This window comes from Betaproteobacteria bacterium, from assembly GCA_009377585.1.
Taxonomy (GTDB): Bacteria; Pseudomonadota; Gammaproteobacteria; order Burkholderiales; family WYBJ01; genus WYBJ01.
Genome location: WHTS01000003.1, coordinates 16472 through 36931, shown reverse-complemented (window position 1 = coordinate 36931; position 20460 = coordinate 16472). Strand labels below are relative to the sequence as shown.

The 20460-nt window shown below is 66.4% G+C and carries 13 protein-coding genes; 2 read left to right on the top strand and 11 right to left on the bottom strand.

The window, feature by feature from the left end; translation table 11 throughout:
* Positions 1-5: 5 nt before the first annotated feature.
* Together glmU and glmS are read left to right on the top strand one after the other, a co-directional pair.
* Positions 6-1373: a UDP-N-acetylglucosamine diphosphorylase/glucosamine-1-phosphate N-acetyltransferase gene (gene glmU, locus GEV05_01650; protein ID MPZ42110.1), complete on the top strand. Its 1368-nt coding sequence runs from the start codon at positions 6-8 to the stop codon at positions 1371-1373.
* Positions 1374-1534: 161 nt separating this feature from the next.
* Positions 1535-3361 (top strand): glutamine--fructose-6-phosphate transaminase (isomerizing), encoded by a 1827-nt coding sequence (glmS, locus tag GEV05_01645; protein MPZ42109.1) that lies wholly within the window; start codon positions 1535-1537, stop codon positions 3359-3361.
* A gap of 166 nt (positions 3362-3527) precedes the next feature.
* On the opposite strand, the gene GEV05_01640 is transcribed toward glmS, so the two are convergent.
* From GEV05_01640 to GEV05_01590, 11 genes are all read right to left on the bottom strand, one after another.
* The gene (locus GEV05_01640) at positions 3528-4169 is read right to left on the bottom strand and encodes a thioredoxin domain-containing protein (GenBank protein MPZ42108.1); all 642 of its coding nucleotides are present in this window, start codon (positions 4167-4169) and stop codon (positions 3528-3530) included.
* Positions 4170-4191: 22 nt separating this feature from the next.
* Positions 4192-4872: a thioredoxin domain-containing protein gene (locus GEV05_01635; GenBank protein ID MPZ42107.1), complete on the bottom strand. Its 681-nt coding sequence runs from the start codon at positions 4870-4872 to the stop codon at positions 4192-4194.
* Positions 4873-4914: 42 nt separating this feature from the next.
* Positions 4915-5502 carry an SPOR domain-containing protein gene (locus tag GEV05_01630; GenBank protein MPZ42106.1) on the bottom strand — a complete coding sequence of 196 codons (588 nt, stop codon included), beginning with the start codon at positions 5500-5502 and terminating at the stop codon, positions 4915-4917.
* Positions 5503-5548: 46 nt separating this feature from the next.
* The gene (locus tag GEV05_01625; protein ID MPZ42105.1) at positions 5549-7324 is read right to left on the bottom strand and encodes an arginine--tRNA ligase; all 1776 of its coding nucleotides are present in this window, start codon (positions 7322-7324) and stop codon (positions 5549-5551) included.
* Between the two features lie 260 nt (positions 7325-7584).
* Positions 7585-9756, bottom strand: a complete 2172-nt coding sequence (locus GEV05_01620) for a primosomal protein N' (GenBank protein ID MPZ42104.1) — start codon at positions 9754-9756, stop codon at positions 7585-7587.
* Between the two features lie 332 nt (positions 9757-10088).
* On the bottom strand, positions 10089-11153 hold the full coding sequence (locus GEV05_01615; protein ID MPZ42103.1) for a uroporphyrinogen decarboxylase: 1065 nt from the start codon (positions 11151-11153) through the stop codon (positions 10089-10091).
* A 56-nt stretch (positions 11154-11209) separates the two neighbouring features.
* Complete coding sequence (gltD, locus tag GEV05_01610; protein ID MPZ42102.1) at positions 11210-12685, bottom strand: glutamate synthase small subunit; 1476 nt, start codon at positions 12683-12685, stop codon at positions 11210-11212.
* A 75-nt stretch (positions 12686-12760) separates the two neighbouring features.
* A complete protein-coding gene (gene gltB / locus GEV05_01605) occupies positions 12761-17470 on the bottom strand; it encodes a glutamate synthase large subunit (protein ID MPZ42101.1) in 4710 nt (1569 codons plus the stop codon).
* A gap of 98 nt (positions 17471-17568) precedes the next feature.
* Complete coding sequence (locus GEV05_01600; GenBank protein MPZ42100.1) at positions 17569-18693, bottom strand: deoxyguanosinetriphosphate triphosphohydrolase; 1125 nt, start codon at positions 18691-18693, stop codon at positions 17569-17571.
* On the bottom strand, positions 18686-19774 hold the full coding sequence (gene aroB / locus GEV05_01595) for a 3-dehydroquinate synthase (GenBank protein MPZ42099.1): 1089 nt from the start codon (positions 19772-19774) through the stop codon (positions 18686-18688). Before aroB ends, GEV05_01600 begins: the two co-directional genes overlap by 8 nt.
* Before the next feature lie 17 nt (positions 19775-19791).
* Positions 19792-20403, bottom strand: coding sequence for an AAA family ATPase (locus tag GEV05_01590; GenBank protein MPZ42098.1), 612 nt, complete (start codon positions 20401-20403; stop codon positions 19792-19794).
* Between the last annotated feature and the right edge of the window lie 57 nt (positions 20404-20460).

The following is a 20460-nucleotide window of genomic DNA, read 5'->3' as shown; positions in this document are numbered from 1 at the left end:
AGGTCATGACTGCAGCGCTCAACGTCGTCGTTCTTGCGGCCGGAATGGGCAAGCGCATGCATTCGCGCTTGCCGAAGGTTCTGCATCGAATCGCCGAAAAGCCGCTGCTCGGGCACGTGCTGGATGCGGCTCGAGCATTGCGGCCCGCACCGGGCCGACTGTGCGTCGTTTATGGCCACGGCGGCGAGGCGGTGCGCGCAGCGTTCCACGCCTCCGATCTGTCGTTCGCGCGCCAGGAGCCGCAGCTCGGGACGGGCCACGCCGTGCAGCAGGCACTGCCGCACCTCGACGAATCGGCGCGCACCCTGGTGCTCTACGGCGATGTCCCGCTGGTGCGAACCGAAACGCTCGCCGCGCTGGTGGCGGCAAGCGGCGACGGCCTTGGCGTATTGACGGTCGTGCTCGACGACCCGAGCGGCTACGGTCGCATCGTGCGCGACGCTCGAGGATGCGTCACGGCGATCGTCGAGGAGAAGGATGCAAGCCCGGCCGACAAGGCGATCTGCGAGATCAATACCGGCATCATGCTGCTGCCGCAGGCAAAGCTGCGGGCCTGGCTTGGTGCGCTCACCAACGACAACGCGCAGCGCGAGTACTACCTCACCGACGTGGTACGGCTCGCGCTCCGTGACGGCGTGTCCGTGGTCGCCGTTGCCGCGCAAGCGCAGTGGGAGACGCTCGGCGTCAACAGCAAGGCGCAGCTCGCGCAGCTCGAACGCATCGCACAGCAGCGGATCGCGGATGCGCTGCTGGAGCAAGGCGTCACTCTGGCCGACCCTGCGCGCATCGACGTGCGCGGCACACTGACCGCCGGGCACGACGTGCGTATCGATGTCAATTGCATTTTCGAGGGCGACGTGCGCCTGGGCGACGACGTGACCATCGGCGCCAACTGCGTGCTGCGCGACGTGTCGGTTGCGGATGGCGCCGAGATCCTTCCCTTCTGCCATCTGGAAGGCGGCGACATCGGAGCGCGCTGCCGCATCGGGCCGTTCGCGCGCATGCGGCCGGGAACGCGCTTGGACGCAGAAGTGCACGTCGGCAACTTCGTCGAAGTGAAGGCATCCGAGATGGGCTACGGCGCCAAGGCGAACCATCTCGCGTATGTCGGCGACAGCGTGGTCGGGCGCAACGTCAACATCGGCGCCGGCACCATCACGTGCAACTACGACGGCGCGCACAAGCATCGGACCGTCATCGAAGACGATGTCCACATCGGCTCGGACGTGCAGCTGGTGGCCCCCGTGACGATCGGCCGCGGCGCTACCGTTGGTGCGGGCACGACGATCTGGCAGGATGTGCCTCCCGGCGGGCTCGCGCTCAATCGCAAGGAGCAGCTGCACCGGCCGCAGTGGAAGCGTCCGACCAAGTAAGGCGTTGAGAGCTGCGCGAGGGAGCCGCGCCGCCGCGCCGGCACGGACCTTGCCTCGAAGGCCTTGTTCGATGTTCCTGGCGTGACTTCGGTGCGATTGCGGCTTTCGAGGGCCGGCGCACGCCGCTCTAGCGGCGCCACGCCATAACGAGGAGCGGGCATATGTGTGGAATCGTCGGCGCAGCGTCGAAGCGCAATATCGTACCGGTCTTGATCGAGGGCCTTCGCCGGCTCGAATACCGCGGCTACGATTCGGCCGGGCTCGCCATCGTCAACGACGGATTGCGCCGGTTGCGCTCCACCGGCCGGGTTGCCGATCTGGCCGAGCGCGTGAGCAGCGCCGCCGTCGAGGGGCGGCTGGGGATCGCGCACACGCGCTGGGCGACGCACGGTGCGCCGAGCGAGCGCAACGCCCATCCGCACGTCAGCGGCGATCTCGCCGTGGTCCATAACGGCATCATCGAAAATCACGATGCCATGCGCCGGGAGCTCAAGTCGCAAGGCTTCGAGTTCGTCTCCGACACCGATACCGAGGTCATCGCCCACCTGATCGAGTCGCTGCGCCGCAAAGGACGCGGTCTTTTCGACGCCACCCGCGAGGCGGTCGCAAAGCTCGAAGGCGCCTATGCGATCGCCGTGATCAGCGCCGAGGCGCCCGGCACCCTCATCGTCGCGCGCAAAGGCGCGCCGCTGCTTCTCGGGCTGGGCGAGGCCGAGCACTTTGCCGCCTCGGATGTGTCTGCGCTGCTGCAAGTGACGCAGCGCGTGATCTATCTCGAGGAGGGCGACTGCGCCGAGCTTTCGCAGGATGCCTACCGCATCCACGACCAGTCGGGCCAGCGCGTCGAGCGCCAGATCCATGTGAGCCAGCTGTCGGCGCAATCGATCGAGCTGGGCCCGTACCACCATTACATGCAGAAGGAGATCTTCGAGCAACCGGGCGCCGTCGCGAACACGCTCGAGAACGTGTTCGGTGCACGCTCGCTGCAACCGGAGCTGTTCGGTGTCGAGGCGGCCGATCTGTTCAAGGGCGTGACCTCGGTGAACATCGTCGCCTGCGGCACGAGCTATCACGCCGGCATGGTTGCGCGCTACTGGATCGAAAGCCTCGCCGGGCTGCCCTGCAACGTCGAGATTGCGAGCGAATATCGCTACCGCTCGAGCGTGGCCGATCCCACGGGGTTGTTCGTCACCATCTCCCAATCCGGCGAAACTGCCGACACGCTCGCCGCGCTGGCGCACGCCAAATCGATGGGCTACGAGCGCTCGCTCACGATCTGCAACGTGCCCGAGTCGGCGCTCATGCGTCAGTCGCGCCTGCGCTACTTGACCCGCGCCGGCCCGGAGATCGGGGTCGCATCCACCAAGGCGTTTACGACCCAGTTGGCGTCGCTGTTCCTGTTGACGCTGGTGTTGGCGCGCTGCCGGGACAGGCTAAGCGCGGAAGCCGAGGCGCGCCACCTGGCGGCGTTGCGACATCTTCCGGCGGCGTTGCAGGTCGTGCTCCAGGTCGAGGAGCGCGTGATCGAATGGTCGAAGCGCTTCGCGCGCAAACAGCACGCCTTGTTCCTCGGCCGCGGCATCCACTATCCGATCGCCCTGGAAGGGGCGCTCAAGCTGAAGGAGATCTCGTACATCCACGCCGAGGCCTACGCCGCGGGCGAATTGAAGCACGGGCCGCTCGCGTTGGTGGACGCCGAAATGCCGGTCGTCACGGTCGCGCCGAACGACGCGCTGCTGGAGAAGCTCAAGTCGAACATGCAGGAAGTGCGCGCCCGCGGCGGCGAGCTCTATGTGTTCGCCGACGAGGATACGCACATCGAGGAGTCGGACGGCGTGCACGTCATCAAGTTGACCGACCATTCCGGCGCGCTTTCACCCATCGTGCACGTCGTGCCGCTGCAGCTCCTCGCCTACCACGCCGCGATCCAGCGCGGCACCGATGTAGATAAGCCTAGGAATTTGGCGAAGTCCGTCACGGTAGAGTGACGGATGTTGCCGAATGACGCAGGCTTACGACGGAGGCTAACAATTGAGCGAATGCTCAATGTTAAGCAAGGCCACGTCGCGGCCGGAGTCACAAACCGCGCGGACGAAACCCACGGCGGTAAAGTAAGACTTGGCATTGCGAGGTATGCGACGGAGCGCTCCTACTCTACTTCTCCCGCACCATCCGGATCAACTGCTCCGCAACCGGCACGACCAGCTTCACGTCATCCGTCATGCCACTGGAGGTCAAATAGCGGCCATTGATCACCACCGACGGCGTACCCTGGATGTCGTAGTCCTGCGTCATGCGTCGCGCCTGCTCGACTAGCCGCGTGACTTCCTCCGAGTTATACGTCGATAGCCAGCGGTCGCGATCGACCCCGTGGCGTTGCGCCCAGTCGGCCATGACTTCCGGGCGGCTCATGGAAAGCTCTTCGTCGTGATAGCCCTTGTACACTTCTTCGTGCAGCCGTTCGGCTTCGCCCAGCAGCTCGAGCGTGTAGTACGTTTTCGCGAGCGGCACCCACGTGTCGCGGCGCACGGTCGGTGTACGGCGGAACACCACGTCGGCCGGCAGCGCTTTGCGCCAGCGTTCCAGCATCGGGCGCAGCTCGTTGCAGAACGGACAACCGTAGAAGAAGAAATCGATGACTTCGATCCGGCCCGGATCGGCCACCGGCTGCTGCGGGATCAGCCGATAGTTCTTGCCTTCGCTCAACGTGACCGAGCCGGGTGCAGATTGCGCCTGCGCCGCTACCGCGGCAACAAGCCCCAGCAGCAGTGCGAGCCATTGGCGGCAGCGCGTCATCGCAGCGCCCGGATTTGTTCCGTCAGCCCTTCTTCGCCGCCGGCTGCTTGCGCGCCATCTCGATGAGGCCGTTCAGGACCTGGCCGAAGCGTTGATAGTCGATGCTGTTGTCGGCCCTGAGCGTCATGGAGGGCCCGGTGAGGTAGCGCCCGCCGACCACGATCGACGGTGTCCCGGTGATGCCGTAGGCGCGCGTCATCTTGAGCGAGCGCTGGGTCTTGGTCTGGACGGCGAACGAATCATAGGCCTCGGCAAGCTTTCGCGTATCGATGCCGCGCTTCGCGGCCCAATCGAGCAGGAGCTTGCGATCGCCCAGGTTCACACTGTTCTTCTGCACCGTATCGAACACGTCGTCGTGCACTTTCTCCAGTACGCCGATCGTTTCCAGGGCGTAGTACGTGCGCGTGAGCGGCACCCAGGATTCGCGGAACACGGTCGGCATGCGCGTGAACGCGATGTCCTTCGGCGCGCTCTTCAGCCACGCCTTCAACGCCGGCTGCAGGTTGTAGCAATGCGGGCAGCCGTAATAGAAGAACTCGATCACTTCGACCTTGCCGCCGGTGTCGGCGTCCAGCGGCGGCATGGGCGGCTCGACCAGCGTGTATTCCTTGTCCTTGACCGGTGGTGCGGCCGCGAAGCCGGCCGTGACGGCACCCAGAAAGAAGAACGCTCCGGTCGCTGCGTATAGCCATCTGCGAATCATCGTCGCTCCAGGTCGTGCGAGCTTGCCCGGGTGGGCGCGCGCTCAATTGGCGGACTCACGTCCCTTGATCAGAGTGGTCTCGATGCCGTTTTGTTTCAGCGTGGCGCGGGTCCGATTGACTTCCTCCACGCGCTCGAACGGCCCGATCCGTACTCGGTGCAGGGTGCCGCGATCGGTGGTGGCGTTGCTCTGCACGGCGGCTTCGATCCCGAGCATCGCCAGGCGGGCTTTCATGTTGTCCGCCTCCGCCGGGCCTTGGAAGGCTCCGGCTTGCAGGTAGAACGTCTCCTTGACTTGCGCCGGAGCGCTGCGCGGCGGCTCCTGCGCCGGCTTGGTCGCGGCATCCTCGTTTCCCGGCAGGATGCTATAGAAGTCGAAGCGCGGTTTTTCCTCGCTGCGCCCGCTCGGCAGGGGGACCGGTTTCAATATTTCCGGCTTCGGCGCGACGCTCTCGGCGCTCTTGCCGTGCGAGAGAAACGGGCTGGGCACCTTGTTCAGGTAGATCGCCACCGCAAGCGCGATGCCCAGACCGAGCAGCAACCCGATCAGGATTCCGACCAGCAGCGAACTGCCTGATCCCGAGGAACGCTTGCTGCGATTGCGTGCGGACGGTTTGTAATCGCGGGTCATGGCCCGGTGAGAAAACGGCGAGCGTGGAGCGATCGCTCGGTCGATATTACATTCTTTCGGGAGCGCTTACACCCAGCAGACGCAGTCCGTTGCGCAGCACCCGGCGCACCGCGGCTACCAGCGCCAGGCGGGCGAGCCGAGTGCGCTCGTCATCCACCAGGAAAGGCACGGCGTTGTAGTAGCTGTGGAAGGCCGCGCACAGATCGCGCAGGTAGAAAGCGATCAGATGGGGTGCGATCTCGCGCGCGGCGGTCGCGACGGTTTCGGGGTACTCGCCCAAGCGCACGGCAAGCGCGGTTTCCTGCTCGTGCTGCAGCGGCTCCAGATCGACGTCGACCAAAAGCGCCGGATCTCCTCCCCAGTTGTTCAGCACGCTCGCGATGCGTGCATGCGCGTACTGCAGGTAGTAGACCGGATTGTCGAGGCTCTGGCTCTTCGCCAGATCCAGATCGAAGTCGAGATGCTGGTCGCTTTTGCGCAATATGTAAAAAAAGCGGGCCGCGTCGTTGCCGACTTCGTTGCGCAGCTCGCGCAAGGTCACGAACTGGCCCGCCCGCGTCGACATGGAGACTTTCTCCGCGCCGCGATAGAGCACCGCGAATTGCACCAGCGCGACATGCAGGCGACCCGCATCGCATCCGCTCGCCTGCAACGCGCCCTTCACCCGACTGACGTAGCCGTGGTGGTCGGCGCCCCAGATGTCGATGACCCGGTCGAAACCGCGCGCGAACTTGTCGAGGTGATACGCGATGTCGGAAGCGAAATAGGTATAAGCGCCGTTCTCGCGTCGCAGGACCCGGTCCTTCTCGTCGCCGAATGCGCTCGAGCGAAACCAGAGCGCGCCATCTTGCGTATAGACGTGAGCGGCTTCTTCCAGGCGCGCAACCGCCTGCGCGACCGCACCCCGGTCGTACAGCGATTGCTCGGAAAACCAGCAATCGAAGCGCACGCCGAATTCTTCCAGATCCTGCCGGCAATCGGCCAGCTGCTCTGCGAGCGCGAAGCGATGCACGCGCGCATAGTCTGCGCCCAGGATCTCCTTGGCGGCGGCGATGAGCGCATCCAGGCGCTGCTCGCGCTCGTCGGCCGCTTGCTCCTCGGCATCGTTCGTGGGCGTCGAGCTGTGCAGCAAACGTTGGGCGTGCGCCTCGAGAGCGTGCGCCGGGCGGGCCAGGGCGGTTCCCTCGCGCTCGCGAAGCTGCGCGGCCATGGCCCGGACGTAGTCGCCTCGGTAGCCGTTGTCCGGAAAAACCGGCTGCTCGCCGCAGGCTTCGAGATAGCGCAGCCAGGTGGACAACGCCAGGATGTCCATCTGCCGGCCGGCATCGTTGACGTAGTATTCGCGCGTCACCCGATGTCCGGCCGCTTCCAGCAGGTCGGCCACGGCTGCGCCGTACGCCGCGCCCCGGCCATGGCCCACGTGCAGCGGGCCGGTGGGGTTGGCCGACACGAACTCGACTTGAACGTTGTCCGGTCGATTCTGGGAACTACGGCCGAACCGCGAGCCGGATTCGAGCGCGGCGCGCACCGCGGTGAGCTTGGCTTGGGGGCGCAGCCGGAAATTGATGAATCCGGCGCCGGCGATTTCGGTGGCGGCGATGGTCGCCGACTGCGGCAGTGCCGCGACAATCGCCTGTGCGATGTCCACGGGCTTGCGTTTGAGGCTCCGCGCGAGCTTGAGCGCGATATTGGTCGCGTAGTCGCCGTGGCTCGCTTGTCTGGGCCGCTCGAGCACGATCTCCGTGTCGACGGCCGCTGGAGCCACCTCGCTCAAGGCAGCGCGCAGCAAGGCGATCAGATGATGCTGGGCGGAATCGGTCACAATGATTGTGCGCGCGTCGTGGCCATGCAACCGGCGCAACAGGCCAGGCGCAAGTCACGTGGAGCGCGCGAGTCGCGAAACAAAGCGAAGGCGCGTCGCGCGCTAACAGGGGCGAAATTCTAGCACGCGCCCTCGAGCTCCCCTCGACCCGGAGCCCGCGTCGGGGACGCGATCATGGCGAGTCATGTCGCTCGCCCTCGCCCGGGTAGAAGTATGTGCGGGCTTGGCCCGGAGCTCGGTGGCTAGGCGCCCAACCTCGGTCAGATATCGAGCGGGTCGACATCGAGCACCCAGCGCGCACGGCTGCTGGTCGCGGACCACAAGGCCTCGCACCAGCGGTCGAGAAAGCGCTGCAAGGCGGGGCGCGATTCGGACTGCACCAGCAATTGCGCACGCTCGCGGCCTTGCAGGCGCGGCATGGCCGCCGGTGCCGGGTCGTAGACCGTAACGCCCTCGGCGTGCGGCGTTGCGAGCTCGGTGGCGCGCTGGAGAAAGTCGAGCGCGTTTTCCAGCCGCGTCGCTTCGGCGCGCAGCAGCGCCTGGTGCATGAACGGTGGCAGGCCGGCGAGCCGGCGCTCGTCGAGCAACATGCGCGCGAACGATTCGTAATCGTGCGTGCGGACCGCGGCATACAGCGGATGCGACGGGAAGGCGGTCTGGATCAGGACTTCGCCGGGCCGCGTGCCGCGGCCGGCCCGCCCTGACACCTGCAGCAATTGCGCAAACAGCTGCTCGGAGGCGCGGAAGTTCGTGCTGTAGAGCGACCGGTCTGCGTTCAGGACGCAGACCAGACCGATGCCGGCGAAGTCGTGTCCCTTGGACATGAGCTGCGTGCCGACCAGCAAGTCGATTTCCCGGCGCATGATGGTGGCGCGCATCTGCGGCCATGCGTCGCGCGCTCGGGTCGTGTCCCGATCGATCCGTAGAATGCGTGCGGCGGGCAGCGCCGAGCGTAGCCCCGCTTCGATCCGCTGCGTGCCGAAGCCGACCGGCTGTAGGTCCGCATTTCCGCATTGCGCGCAGCGCACGGGCACCGGGTGCTCGTGTCCGCAGTGATGACACGCCATGCGCGCTCCTGCCTTGTGCAGCACCATGTGAACCGCGCAGCGCGAACAGCTCGGCGCCCAGGCGCACGCCGGGCACAAGAGCACCGGCGCGTAGCCTCTTCGATTGATGAAGACGAGCACCTGCTCGCGGCACGCGATGCGGTTGGCGATCGCGCTGAGCATTGCCGGCGCAATGCCATTTTCGAGGCGCAGTCCAGCGGTGGCGACGAGCTCGACCCGCGGCAAGGGCGCCGCATTCGGTCGCTGCGTCAGGCGTGCCAGCGCATAGCGATCGTTGGTTGCGCGGTGATAAGTCTCCAGCGAAGGCGTGGCCGAGCCGAGGATGATGGGAACGTCGCGGTTACGTGCGCGCCACACGGCAAGATCACGCGCCGAATAACGCACGCCCTCCTGCTGCTTGTAGGACTGATCGTGCTCTTCATCGACGACGATGAGCCCCAAGTCCAGCAGTGGCGCGAACACCGCGGAGCGCGTGCCAAGAACGATCCGCGCTCGGCCGCGCTGCGCCTCGTTCCAGTGCTCCGCCCGCCGTGCCGCGGCAAGCCCGCTGTGCAGGGTCACCAGTTTGTACGCGGGAAAACGCGCGCGCAGGCTCGCTTCCAGCTGCGGCGTGAGCCCGATCTCGGGGACGAGGAAGAGAACCTGGCATCCGCGTTCCAGCGCATCCGCCATGGCGGCCAAGTAGACCTCGGTCTTGCCGCTTCCTGTAATGCCGTGCAGAAGCCAGGCTTTGAATCCAGCCCCCGCCCCGTCGATGGCTGCTGCTGCCTGCGCTTGCTCAGTGGTGAGCGTCACGGCGCTCGGCGGCGACGCTGCGGGCTTCCCGCCCGAAGCCGAATCCACCAATCCCAGCCAGCCCCGGTCGATCAAACGCCGCAAGACGCGGCGTTGCGCGGGGGCGAAATCGGCGATTCGGCACGGTGCGTTGGCTCCGGCGTCCAAGGCTTGGAGCACCTGGGCAGCCAGTGGCGAGCGTTTGAGCCCGGCATGCAACGCACTCCGGCCCGCGCCGGTGATCGTCACCACGCTCGGGGTACGCCGCGTCGCGCCGGATCGATGCAGGGCCGGCAGGGCGGCCATGACGACTTCACCGATCGGATGATGATAGTAGGCACTTACAAACCGGGTCAGCGCCAATAGATCGGCGGGAAGCCCAGGCACATCGGCCAGAATCTCGCGGACGGTGCGCACCTTGGCGGGGTCGATCGCCGGGGCGTCCGCGATCTCCATGATGACGCCAACGACCTGCTTTGCACCGAAGGGCACGCGCACGCAGAGGCCGACATGAGCGGGCGTCGCGCCCGCACACGCGTAGTCGAACAACGTCGGCAGGGGCAGATCGAGCGCCACTTTGATATAGCGCATGCCGGATACGGCGGCGAATCGCTGCTCAGGTGCCTGCTGGAGCACGGAAATTGCGCCGCAGCAAGCGGTGCCCTGTGGATAAAACTGTTGATGAAACCGGTGCGCGCTTCAAGACGGTTGCGACAAGCCCTCGCCCGGGCCTCGGGCGGGAGCGGCAGCTGACCTGTATAGCGTGGTGATTCAAACGGTTGCGACCTGGCTATAGAACCCGCCAATGTGCTGCGGGCAGCAAATGGCTCGAAAGCCTTCATGTGCATAACTCATAGCGGCGGCTACCCGGAGAACCGCGGCAGGCAACGCTCTCGCGGCCCCCTCCCCGCTAAACCGCGCCACTAAACGTGATACGGGCGGCTCGCTGCGTGCACCGCTTGTACCAGGGCTTCCACGTGCTCGGGTGGTGTGAACTGCGACACACCGTGACCGAGATTGAAGACATGGCCACTGCCTCGCCCGAAGGCATGCAGGATATCGGCAGCGTGCTTTTCGATCGAGTCCGGCGTGCTCAGCAGCACGGCCGGGTCGAGGTTGCCCTGCAGGGCAACCTCGGTTCCGATGCGCGCTCGCGCAGCGCCGATGTCGATGCTCCAGTCCAATCCCACCGCGTCGCATCCCGAGGCTGCGATTCGCTCCAGCCATAGTCCGCCACCCTTGGTGAAGACGATGGACGGAATGCGCTCGCCACCATACTCCCGGTGCAGCCCCGACAGGACCTGGCGCATGTAACCGAGCGAGAACTCCTCGTAGGCCGACGCAGTCAGGATCCCGCCCCAGGTATCGAACAGCATGATGGCCTGGGCGCCATGCTCGATTTGGGCGTTGAGATACGCGCTGACGGCCTGGGCATTTACGGCGAGGATCGCGTGCAGCAGCGACGGCTCGCGATAGAGCATGTTCTTGAGCGTCGCGAAATCCGTCCCGGCACGGCCTTCAACCATGTAGCAGGCGAGCGTGAACGGGCTGCCGGAGAATCCGATCAGCGGCACGTCGCCGCCCAGGGTCTTGCGCACCTGGGCCACCGTGTCGAGCACGTAGCGCAGATGGACCGCCGGATCGGGCGCGGTGAGATTTCGAATCTCCCACTCTGCGCGCAGCGGGCGTTGAAACCGGGGACCCTCGCCCTCGATGAAATACAGGCCGAGGCCCATGGCATCGGGCACCGTCAGGATGTCGGAGAACACGATCGCCGCGTCGAGCGCGTACCGGGTCAGGGGCTGCAGCGTTACCTCGGTTGCGAGATCGGGATCGCGGCACAAATCGAGGAAGCTGCCCGCGCGCGCGCGCGTCTGGTTGTATTCCGGTAGATAGCGCCCGGCCTGGCGCATGATCCAGATCGGCGTGTAGGCCACGGGCTGCCGCAGCAGCGCGCGCAAAAACGTATCGTTGCGAGGTCGTGTCATGGCTGCGCTGCCCGCGCTCGCCGTAGCCGCTTCCACCGGGGCTCGGTTGCGAGCGGCTAGCGCGGCAGGCTCGAGCGGCCCATGAGGAACTCGTCCACCGCGCGGGCGCATTGGCGGCCTTCGCGAATGGCCCACACGACCAGCGACTGGCCGCGGCGAAGATCGCCGGCGGCGAACACCTTCGGCGCCGAGGTCACGTAGCTCGCCGCACCCTCGGTATCCGCGCGTGCATTGCCGCGTGCATCGCGTTCGACCCCGAAGGCATCGAGCAGGCGCGCGACCGGGCCGACGAAGCCCATAGCGAGCAGCACGAGATCGGCGCGCAGCTCGAATTCGCTTCCGGGCACTTCCACCATCCGCATCTGGCCCGTGTCCGGATTTTTCTCCCAATGCACGCGCACGGCGACCAGCTTGCTCACGTGCCCGTTGGCGCCTTCGAAGCGCTTGGTGCTCACCGCCCAATCGCGCTCGCAGCCTTCCTCGTGCGACGAGGAAGAGCGCAATCGAATGGGCCAGTAAGGCCAGACCGGATTGTTCGCGGGCGACGGCGGAACGGGCAGCAGCTCGAACTGCGTGACCGAAAGCGCGCCGTGGCGGTTGGAGGTGCCGACACAGTCCGAGCCGGTATCGCCGCCGCCGATGACGATCACGTGCTTGCCGGTTGCGACCAGCTCGCGCACGCCCTCGTCGCCGGCCACGCGCCGGTTCTGCAGCGGCAGGAATTCCATGGCGAAATGGATGCCGTCGAGCTGCCGGCCCGGCACCGGCAGATCGCGCGGCTGCTCGGCCCCGCCGGCCAGCACGACCGCGTCGAACTCGGCCAGCAGCGTCTTGGGCGCCACCACGGTGGGGGTGTCGTTTCCGGCGATCGGGGCAAGACCGCCGACCGCAGCGTTTACGCGGAATTGAACGCCCTCGGCGCTCATCTGTGCCAGGCGCCGGTCGATGTGCGACTTCTCCATCTTGAAATCCGGGATGCCGTAGCGGAGCAGCCCGCCGATGCGATCGTTCTTCTCGAACACGACGGTGTCATGACCGGCGCGAGCGAGCTGCTGCGCGCAGGCGAGCCCCGCCGGCCCGGAACCGATCACGGCGACGCGCTTGCCGGTGTGCTGCGCCGGAGGCTGCGGCGTCACCGAGCCGCTCTCCCAGCCCTTGTCGATGATGGCGTGCTCGATCGATTTGATGCCGACCGGGTCGTTGTTGATGCGCAGCGTACAGGCTTCCTCGCAAGGCGCCGGACATACCCGGCCCGTGAATTCGGGAAAATTGTTGGTGGAGTGCAGGCTCTCCAGCGCCGCGCGCCATTCGTCCCGATACACCAGATCATTCCAGTCCGGGATGATGTTGTTCACCGGGCAGCCGCTCATGCAAAACGGCGTGCCGCAGTCCATGCAGCGTGCGCCTTGAACGCCCGCTTGTTCGTCGCTGAGGCGATCGATGAACTCGCGCCAATGCTTCACGCGCTCGGTCGGCGCTTCGGCGGCTTCGTGCAGCCGCTGGTACTCGAGGAATCCCGTTACTTTGCCCATGCCTGTCCTGCTGTTCGCAATGCCTCAGCCACGCCGCGCAACGCACCCGGGCGCGCCGCGGCCGCGGTGGGTCGATCAAGCCGCAAGTTTGCGGCTGCGGTCCGCAGCCTCGGTCAGCGCGCGCCGATACTCGTGCGGGAACACCTTGATGAATTTGCTGCGCGCCTCGGCCCAGTTCTCCAGCATGAGGCCGGCGCGATTGCTGCCGGTGAGCCTGGCGTGATTGTCGACCAACGCGCGCAGGATGGTCTCGTCGGTTGCATCCAGATGCCAGAGATGGCGCGGAAGCTTCGCTTCCTGCTCGGTTTGCGACAGCACCGGCTCGAGCGCCACCATGGCCGTGTTGCAGTGGCTCTGGAACGTGCCGTCCGGATCGAACACATACGCGACCCCGCCGCTCATGCCCGCGGCGAAATTGCGCCCGGTTGTGCCGAGCACGACCACCGTGCCGCCGGTCATGTATTCGCAGCCGTGATCGCCGATGCCCTCGACCACCGCCAGGGCGCCGGAGTTGCGCACCGCGAAGCGCTCCCCGGCCACGCCGCGGAAGTACGCCTCGCCGCAGATCGCGCCGTAAAGCACGACGTTGCCCGTGATGATGTTCTGCGAGGCCTCGCCGCGGAACTTGGGCGAAGGCTGGACGACGATCTTGCCCCCGGACAAGCCTTTACCGCAATAGTCGTTGGTGTCGCCGATCAGCTCCATCGTCACGCCCCTGGCGAGGAACGCGCCGAAGCTTTGCCCGGCCGAGCCGGCAAAGCGCACGCGAATGTCGCGCTCGGGGGGCAGGCCCTCGTGGCCGAAGCGGCGTGCGATCTCGCCCGAGAGCATGGTACCGACGGTGCGATTGGTATTGCGGATCGGCATCTCGATCGAGACCGCCTGGCGGCCTTCCAGGGCCGCTTGCGCGAGCTCGATCAGGCGGTTGTCGAGCGCCTTTTCGAGCCCGTGGTCCTGGCCTTCGCAGCGCCGCCGCGACACATCGGCCGGCATCTCGGGACGGTGGAAAACGCGGGTGAAATCGAGCCCGCACGCCTTCCAGTGCTCGATGCCGCGTTTCATGTCCAGCAGATCGGTGCGGCCGATGAGATCGTCCAGCCGCCGGATGCCGAGACGCGCCATCAACTCGCGTGCTTCCTCGGCGACGAAGAACAGGAAATTGACCACGTGCTCGGGCTTGCCGGTGAACTTCTTGCGCAGCTCCGGATCCTGGGTTGCCACGCCGACCGGGCAGGTATTCAGATGGCATTTGCGCATCATGATGCAACCCGAGGCGACCAGGGGTGCGGTGGCGAAACCGAACTCGTCCGCGCCCAGCATGGCGCCGACGACGACATCGCGCCCGGTCTTCAACTGTCCGTCGACCTGCACGGCGATGCGGCTGCGCAGCCGGTTCAGTACCAGGGTCTGCTGCGTCTCCGCCAGTCCCAGCTCCCAGGGCGTGCCGGCGTGCTTGATGGACGACCAGGGGCTCGCGCCCGTGCCGCCGTCGTGACCGGAGATCGTGACGTGGTCGGCCTTGGCCTTGGCCACGCCCGCGGCCACCGTACCCACGCCGACCTCCGACACGAGCTTGACCGAGATCGAGGCGCGCGCGTTCGCGTTCTTCAGATCGTGAATGAGCTGGGCCAGGTCCTCGATCGAATAGATGTCGTGATGTGGCGGCGGCGAGATCAATTCCACGCCGGGCGTCGAATAACGCAGCTCCGCGATGTATTCCGACACCTTGCGTCCGGGCAGCTGCCCGCCTTCGCCGGGCTTGGCGCCTTGCGCCATCTTGATCTGGATCTGTTCGGCGCTGGCGAGATACTCGGCGGTGACGCCGAAACGTCCCGATGCGACCTGCTTGATCTTCGACTTGAGCGAATCGCCTTCCTTCAGCGCCAGGTCGATCTCGACCCTGCCCTGTCCTAACCGGGCCTGCAACGTCTCGCCGGCGTGCACGGGAGCGTACCGGCGCCGGTCTTCCCCGCCTTCGCCGGTGTTCGACTTGCCGCCGATGCGGTTCATGGCGATGGCGAGCGTGGTGTGCGCCTCGGTCGAGATCGAGCCGAGCGACATGGCACCGGTGGAGAAGCGCTTGACGATCTCCGCGGCCGGCTCCACCTCCTCGATCGGCACCGGTGTGCAGCGATTGAAGCGGAATTCGAACAAGCCGCGGAAGGTCATCAGGCGCGTGGACTGGTCGTTGATGATCTGAGCGTATTCCTTGTAGCTGCCGAAGCTGCCTTGCCGCGCCGAGTGCTGCAGCCTGGCGATCGCATCCGGGGTCCACATGTGCTCGTCGCCGCGCACCCGCCATGCGTATTCGCCGCCCGCGTCCAACGCGTTGGCGAGCACCGGATCGTCGCTGAAGGCGGCCCGATGCACCCGGATCGCTTCCTCGGCGGCCTCGAATACGCCGATGCCCTCGACCGACGAGGTGGTGCCGGTGAAGTACTTGTCGATCAGGGCGCGCGCGAGCCCGACCGCCTCGAAGATCTGCGCGCCGGTGTAGGACATGTAGGTCGAGATGCCCATCTTGGACATGACCTTGCGCAGCCCCTTGCCGATCGCCTTGATGAAGTTCTTGCACGCCTTGCCGCCGTCGAGGTTCGGGCCGAGCTTGCCGCTCTCGGCCAACTCGATGACGGTTTCGAACGCGAGATACGGATGCACCGCCTCCGCCCCGTAGCCGCCGAGCAGCGCGAAGTGATGCACTTCGCGCGCCGAACCGGTTTCGACCACGAGCCCCGTGGAGGTGCGCAATCCGCGATTGACCAGGTGCTGGTGGATCGCCGAGAGCGCAAGCAGGGCCGGGATCGCGACATGGTCGGCGTCGATCCTGCGATCCGAGATGACGAGGATGCTGAAACCCGAGCGCACGGCATCCTCGGCCTGCGCCGCGAGCGAGGCGAGCCGCGCCTCGATCGCCTCCTTGCCCCAGGCGACCGGGTAGGTGATGTCGAGCTCGAAGGAGCGGAACTTGCCGTCGGTATAGCGCTCGATGTGGCGGATCGTTTCCATCTGCTCGAAGTCGAGCACCGGCTGGCTGATCTCGAGGCGCAGCGGCGGATTGGTCTCGTCGACACCGAGCAGATTGGGCTTGGGCCCGACGAACGACACCAGCGACATCACCAGCTCTTCGCGGATCGGATCGATCGGCGGATTGGTCACCTGCGCGAACAGCTGCTTGAAGTAGTGATAGAGGGTTTTGTTCTTGAGCGACAGCACCGCCAGCGGCGAATCGTTGCCCATCGAGCCGACCGGTTCCTCGCCGTTGGCCGCCATCGGCACCAGCATGAACTTGAGGTCCTCCTGGGTGTAGGCGAATGCCTGCTGCCGGTCGAGCACCGATTCGCGCGGCTCGGGCCGGCGCTCGTTCGGCGCCGGCAGATCATCCAGCTTCACCGAGATGCGCTCGATCCATTCGCTGTAAGGCTTGGCGGAGGCGAGCGTGTCCTTGAGCTCCTTGTCGTCGATGATGCGGCCGCGTTCGAGGTCGACCAGGAACATCTTGCCGGGCTGCAGGCGCCACTTCTTGATGACGCGCTCCTCCGGCACCGGCAGCACGCCGCACTCGGAGGCCATGATGACGAGGTCATCGGCGGTCACGACATAGCGGGCCGGGCGCAATCCGTTTCGATCCAGGGTGGCCCCGATCTGGCGCCCGTCGGTGAAGGCGATGGCCGCCGGGCCGTCCCATGGCTCCATCATCGCGGCATGGTATTCATAGAAGGCGCGCCGGGCGGGCTCCATCAGCGTGTGACCTTCCCACGCCTCGGGAATCATCGTCATCATGGCGTGCGCGACCGAATAGCCGCTCATCACCAGCAGCTCCAGGGCGTTGTCGAACGACGCCGAATCGGATTGCCCCGGGTAGATGAGCGGCCACAGCTTGTCCAAATCTTTACCGAGGATGGGGCTCGATATGGCGCCCTGGCGCGCGCGGATCCAGTTGACGTTGCCGCGCAGCGTATTGATTTCGCCGTTGTGCGCGATCATCCGGAATGGATGCGCCAGGTCCCAGGCCGGGAAGGTATTGGTGGAGAAGCGCTGATGAACCAGGGCGAGCGCGGAGACGAAGCGCGCGTCCTGCAGATCCTTGTAGTAGGTGCCCACCTGGGCCGCCATCAGCATGCCCTTGTAGACGACGGTGCGCGCCGACATGGAAGCGACGTAGAACTCCTTGCCGTGGGCGAGATCGAGCGCCTGGATGGCGTGGCCGGCGCTCTTGCGGATGATGTAGAGCTTGCGCTCGAGCGCGTCGGTGACCGTCACGCCGGTGCCGCGGCGGATGAAGACCTGACGGATGACGGGCTCTAAGGCCTTGACCGATTCGCCCAGGTCGGAATTGTCGACCGGAACGTCGCGCCAGCCGAGCAGCACCTGGCCTTCGTCCTTGATCGCGCGCTCCAGCTCGTATTCGCAGGCGATGCGTGAGGCGGGTTCCCGGGGGAGGAAGACCATGCCGACCCCATACTGACCGAGTGGCGGCAGCTTGATGCCCTGGCGCGCGAGCTCCTCGCGGAAGAACTTGTCCGGCATCTGCACCAGGATGCCGGCGCCGTCGCTCGCTTTCGGGTCCGCGCCCACCGCGCCGCGGTGCGTCAGATTCTTCAGGATGAGCAATCCCTGCTCGACGATCTCGTGGCTCTTGTGACCCGTGATGTGGCAGACGAAGCCGACGCCGCAGGCGTCGTGCTCATTGGCGGGGTCGTAGAGTCCCTGGGCTTGCGGCGGGTTGAATCGGTCCACGGTACGTCTCCTGCAGCGGCTCGGGAAGTTCGTCCCGCGCCGCACCATTGCGAAGGTAAGCAGGAAAGTGTACCGCGCCGTGGTAGCCGCGACAACGCATCAGGCGGTGCGGTCATGGTCCGGGCCGGGACCCGTACCGGGCAGGCTCAGGCCGTCTCGACGGCGAACAGGCGCCGGTGCTCGCGGATGGCGTAGCGGTCGGTCATTCCGGCAATGTAGTCGGCGATCGCCCGCTCCAGGGAATCGCGCTCGGCCGCTGCGCGATGCTGAGGCGGCAGCATCTTCGGATCGGCCCGGAAGGCGCCGAAAAGCTCGGAGACGATACGCCGCGCTTTGTGGGCCATGCGCGCAACCAGGAAATGCTGGTACAGGTTGTGCCGCAGGAAGCGCTTCAAGTCCTGCTGTTCGGCCGCCATTTCGGCGCCGAAGCGGACGAGCGCCGGGGCGCGCCGGACCTCGTCGAGGGACTGCACGCCGGCCCGACGGATGTTTTCGGCGCTGGTGCGGGAGAGATCGGTAATGAGCGCGTCGATCATGCGCCGGATGGTCTCGTGGATCAGGCGCCGGTCGGCGAGCCCCGGATAGCGCGCCTGGACCTCGGCCAGATGGCGCGCGAAGGCGCGCACTTCGCGCAGCTGCTCGAGCGTGAGCAGGCCCGAGCGCAGCCCATCGTCGATGTCGTGATTGTTGTACGCGATCTCGTCGGCGAGATTGGCAAGCTGGGCCTCCAGCGAAGGCTGGCGCTTGCGCAGGAAACGCTCGCCCAGCTCGCCGAGCCTGCGCGCATTGGCGGCCGAGCAATGTTTGAGGACCCCTTCGCGGGTTTCGAAGCTCAGGTTAAGGCCGTCGAAGGCGGCGTAGCGTGTCTCCAGCAGATCCACCACTCGCAGCGATTGCAGGTTGTGTTCGAAGCCGCCATGACCGCGCATGCAGGCGTGCAGCGCATCCTGCCCGGCATGGCCGAACGGGGTATGGCCGAGATCGTGCGCGAGCGCGATCGCCTCGGTGAGATCCTCGTCCAGGTGCAAGCCCCGGGCGACGGCGCGGGCGATCTGCGCGACTTCCAGACTGTGCGTGAGCCGGGTCCGGTACAGGTCGCCTTCGTGATTGACGAACACCTGCGTCTTGTACTCCAGCCGCCGAAACGCGGTGGAATGGACGATGCGATCCCGGTCGCGCTGGAATTCGTTGCGCCCCTGCGGCGGATCCTCGGCGAAACGGCGGCCCTTGCTGCCCTCGGGCCGGGCGGCGTACGGCGCGGTATCAGCCATCGCCCGTGCAGGTTTCGAGGACCTCAAGGAGTTTCTCGTGCAAAAAATCGGCGCTCACGAAGGCTTCGCCCAGGCGGCGCAGCAGCACCAGACGCAGGCGCCCGGCCTGAACTTTCTTGTCGTGGCCCATGAGCTCCAGGTAGCGCTCGGCCGGCAAGCGCGGCGCCATGGTCGGCAGCCCCGCCGCCTGCAGTAGCCGGCGCGTGCGCTCAATGTCCGCGCGCGACAACCATCCCATGCGGGCCGAGAGCTCGGCCGCAAGCACCATGCCGGCCGCGACCGCCTCGCCGTGCAGCCATTCGCCGTAACCGAGGCCCGACTCGATGGCATGGCCGAAGGTGTGGCCGAGGTTGAGCAGCGCGCGTTCGCCGCTTTCGCGCTCGTCCGCCGCCACGACTTCGGCCTTGTGCTCGCAGGAACGCACGACGGCGTGAGTGATCGCTTCGCGGTCGCGGCGACGCAATCGCGCCATGTTCGCTTCCAGCCAGTCGAGGAAGGCTGCATCGCGGATGAGCCCGTATTTCACGATCTCGGCAAGCCCCGCGGACAGCTCCCGATCCGGCAAGGTGTCGAGGGTGGCGATATCGGCGAGCACCAGCTTCGGCTGGTAGAACGCCCCGATCATGTTCTTGCCCAGCGGGTGGTTGATCGCGGTCTTGCCGCCGACCGACGAATCCACCAGCGCGAGCAGCGTGGTCGGTATCTGGATGAAGGGCATTCCGCGCTGGTAGACGGCGGCGGCAAAGCCGCCGATGTCGCCGACCACGCCGCCGCCGAGCGCGATCAGCGTGGTGCCGCGTTCGCAGCGTGCCTCGAGCAGCGCGTCGAACACCCGATTGAGCGTCTGCCAGTTCTTGTGCTGCTCGCCGTCGGGAAGTACGATCTCGAGCGCGCTGACGCCGGCGCGCTTCAGGCCGTCGACCAGGCGTGCGAGGTAGAGCGGGGCGACGGTGGAATTGGTAACCACCGCAACCCGTTTCTGTTCCAGGTAGGGAACCACGAGCTCGGCCTGCGCGAGCAATCCGTCGCCGATCCGGATCGGATAGCTGCGATCGGCCAGCGAGACGGTGAGCGAAACGATGGCCGCGGGCGCGTCGTTCAAAGCGTTTGTCCCGAGTGTGACAGAAGGGGCGCGCCTTGGGGGTCAGGATCCGCCGGCGTGCGGGCGTGCAACTCGCGTTCCAGGCGCCCGACCAGGGTGCGTATCGCCTGGTTGCCGGTATCCACGATCAGGTGCGCGGTCTCGCGATAGAGCGGATCGCGGTCGCGATGCAACTCCTCGAGGCGAGCGAGCGGATCGGAAGTCCGCAGCAGCGGGCGGTTGCGATCGTGACGGGTGCGCAGCCACAGCTCGGTCGGCGCGGCGCGCAGATACACCACGGTGCCGGTCGCGTGCAGCAGACGGCGGTTTTCCGGATCCAGCACCACCCCGCCCCCGGTCGCGAGCACGAGGTCGTGCTGACCGGCCAGCTCGCGGATGACGGCGGATTCGCGCCGCCGGAACCCGGCCTCGCCTTCGATCTCGAAGATCACCGGGATGCGCACGCCGGTGCGGCTCTCGATCTCGTGATCGGAGTCGGCGAAGACCTTGCGCAACCGCTTCGCCAGAACTCGGCCGACCGAAGTCTTGCCGGCGCCCATCAGGCCAACGAGATAGATGTTGCCGTGAAACCCGGATGTGGCTTCGGGCGGCGTCGGAGCGGTCGTCATACAAGCCATTCTAGCGCGGAACATCGGCGCGATTGTCGGCCCGGAGACGGCGCCGCG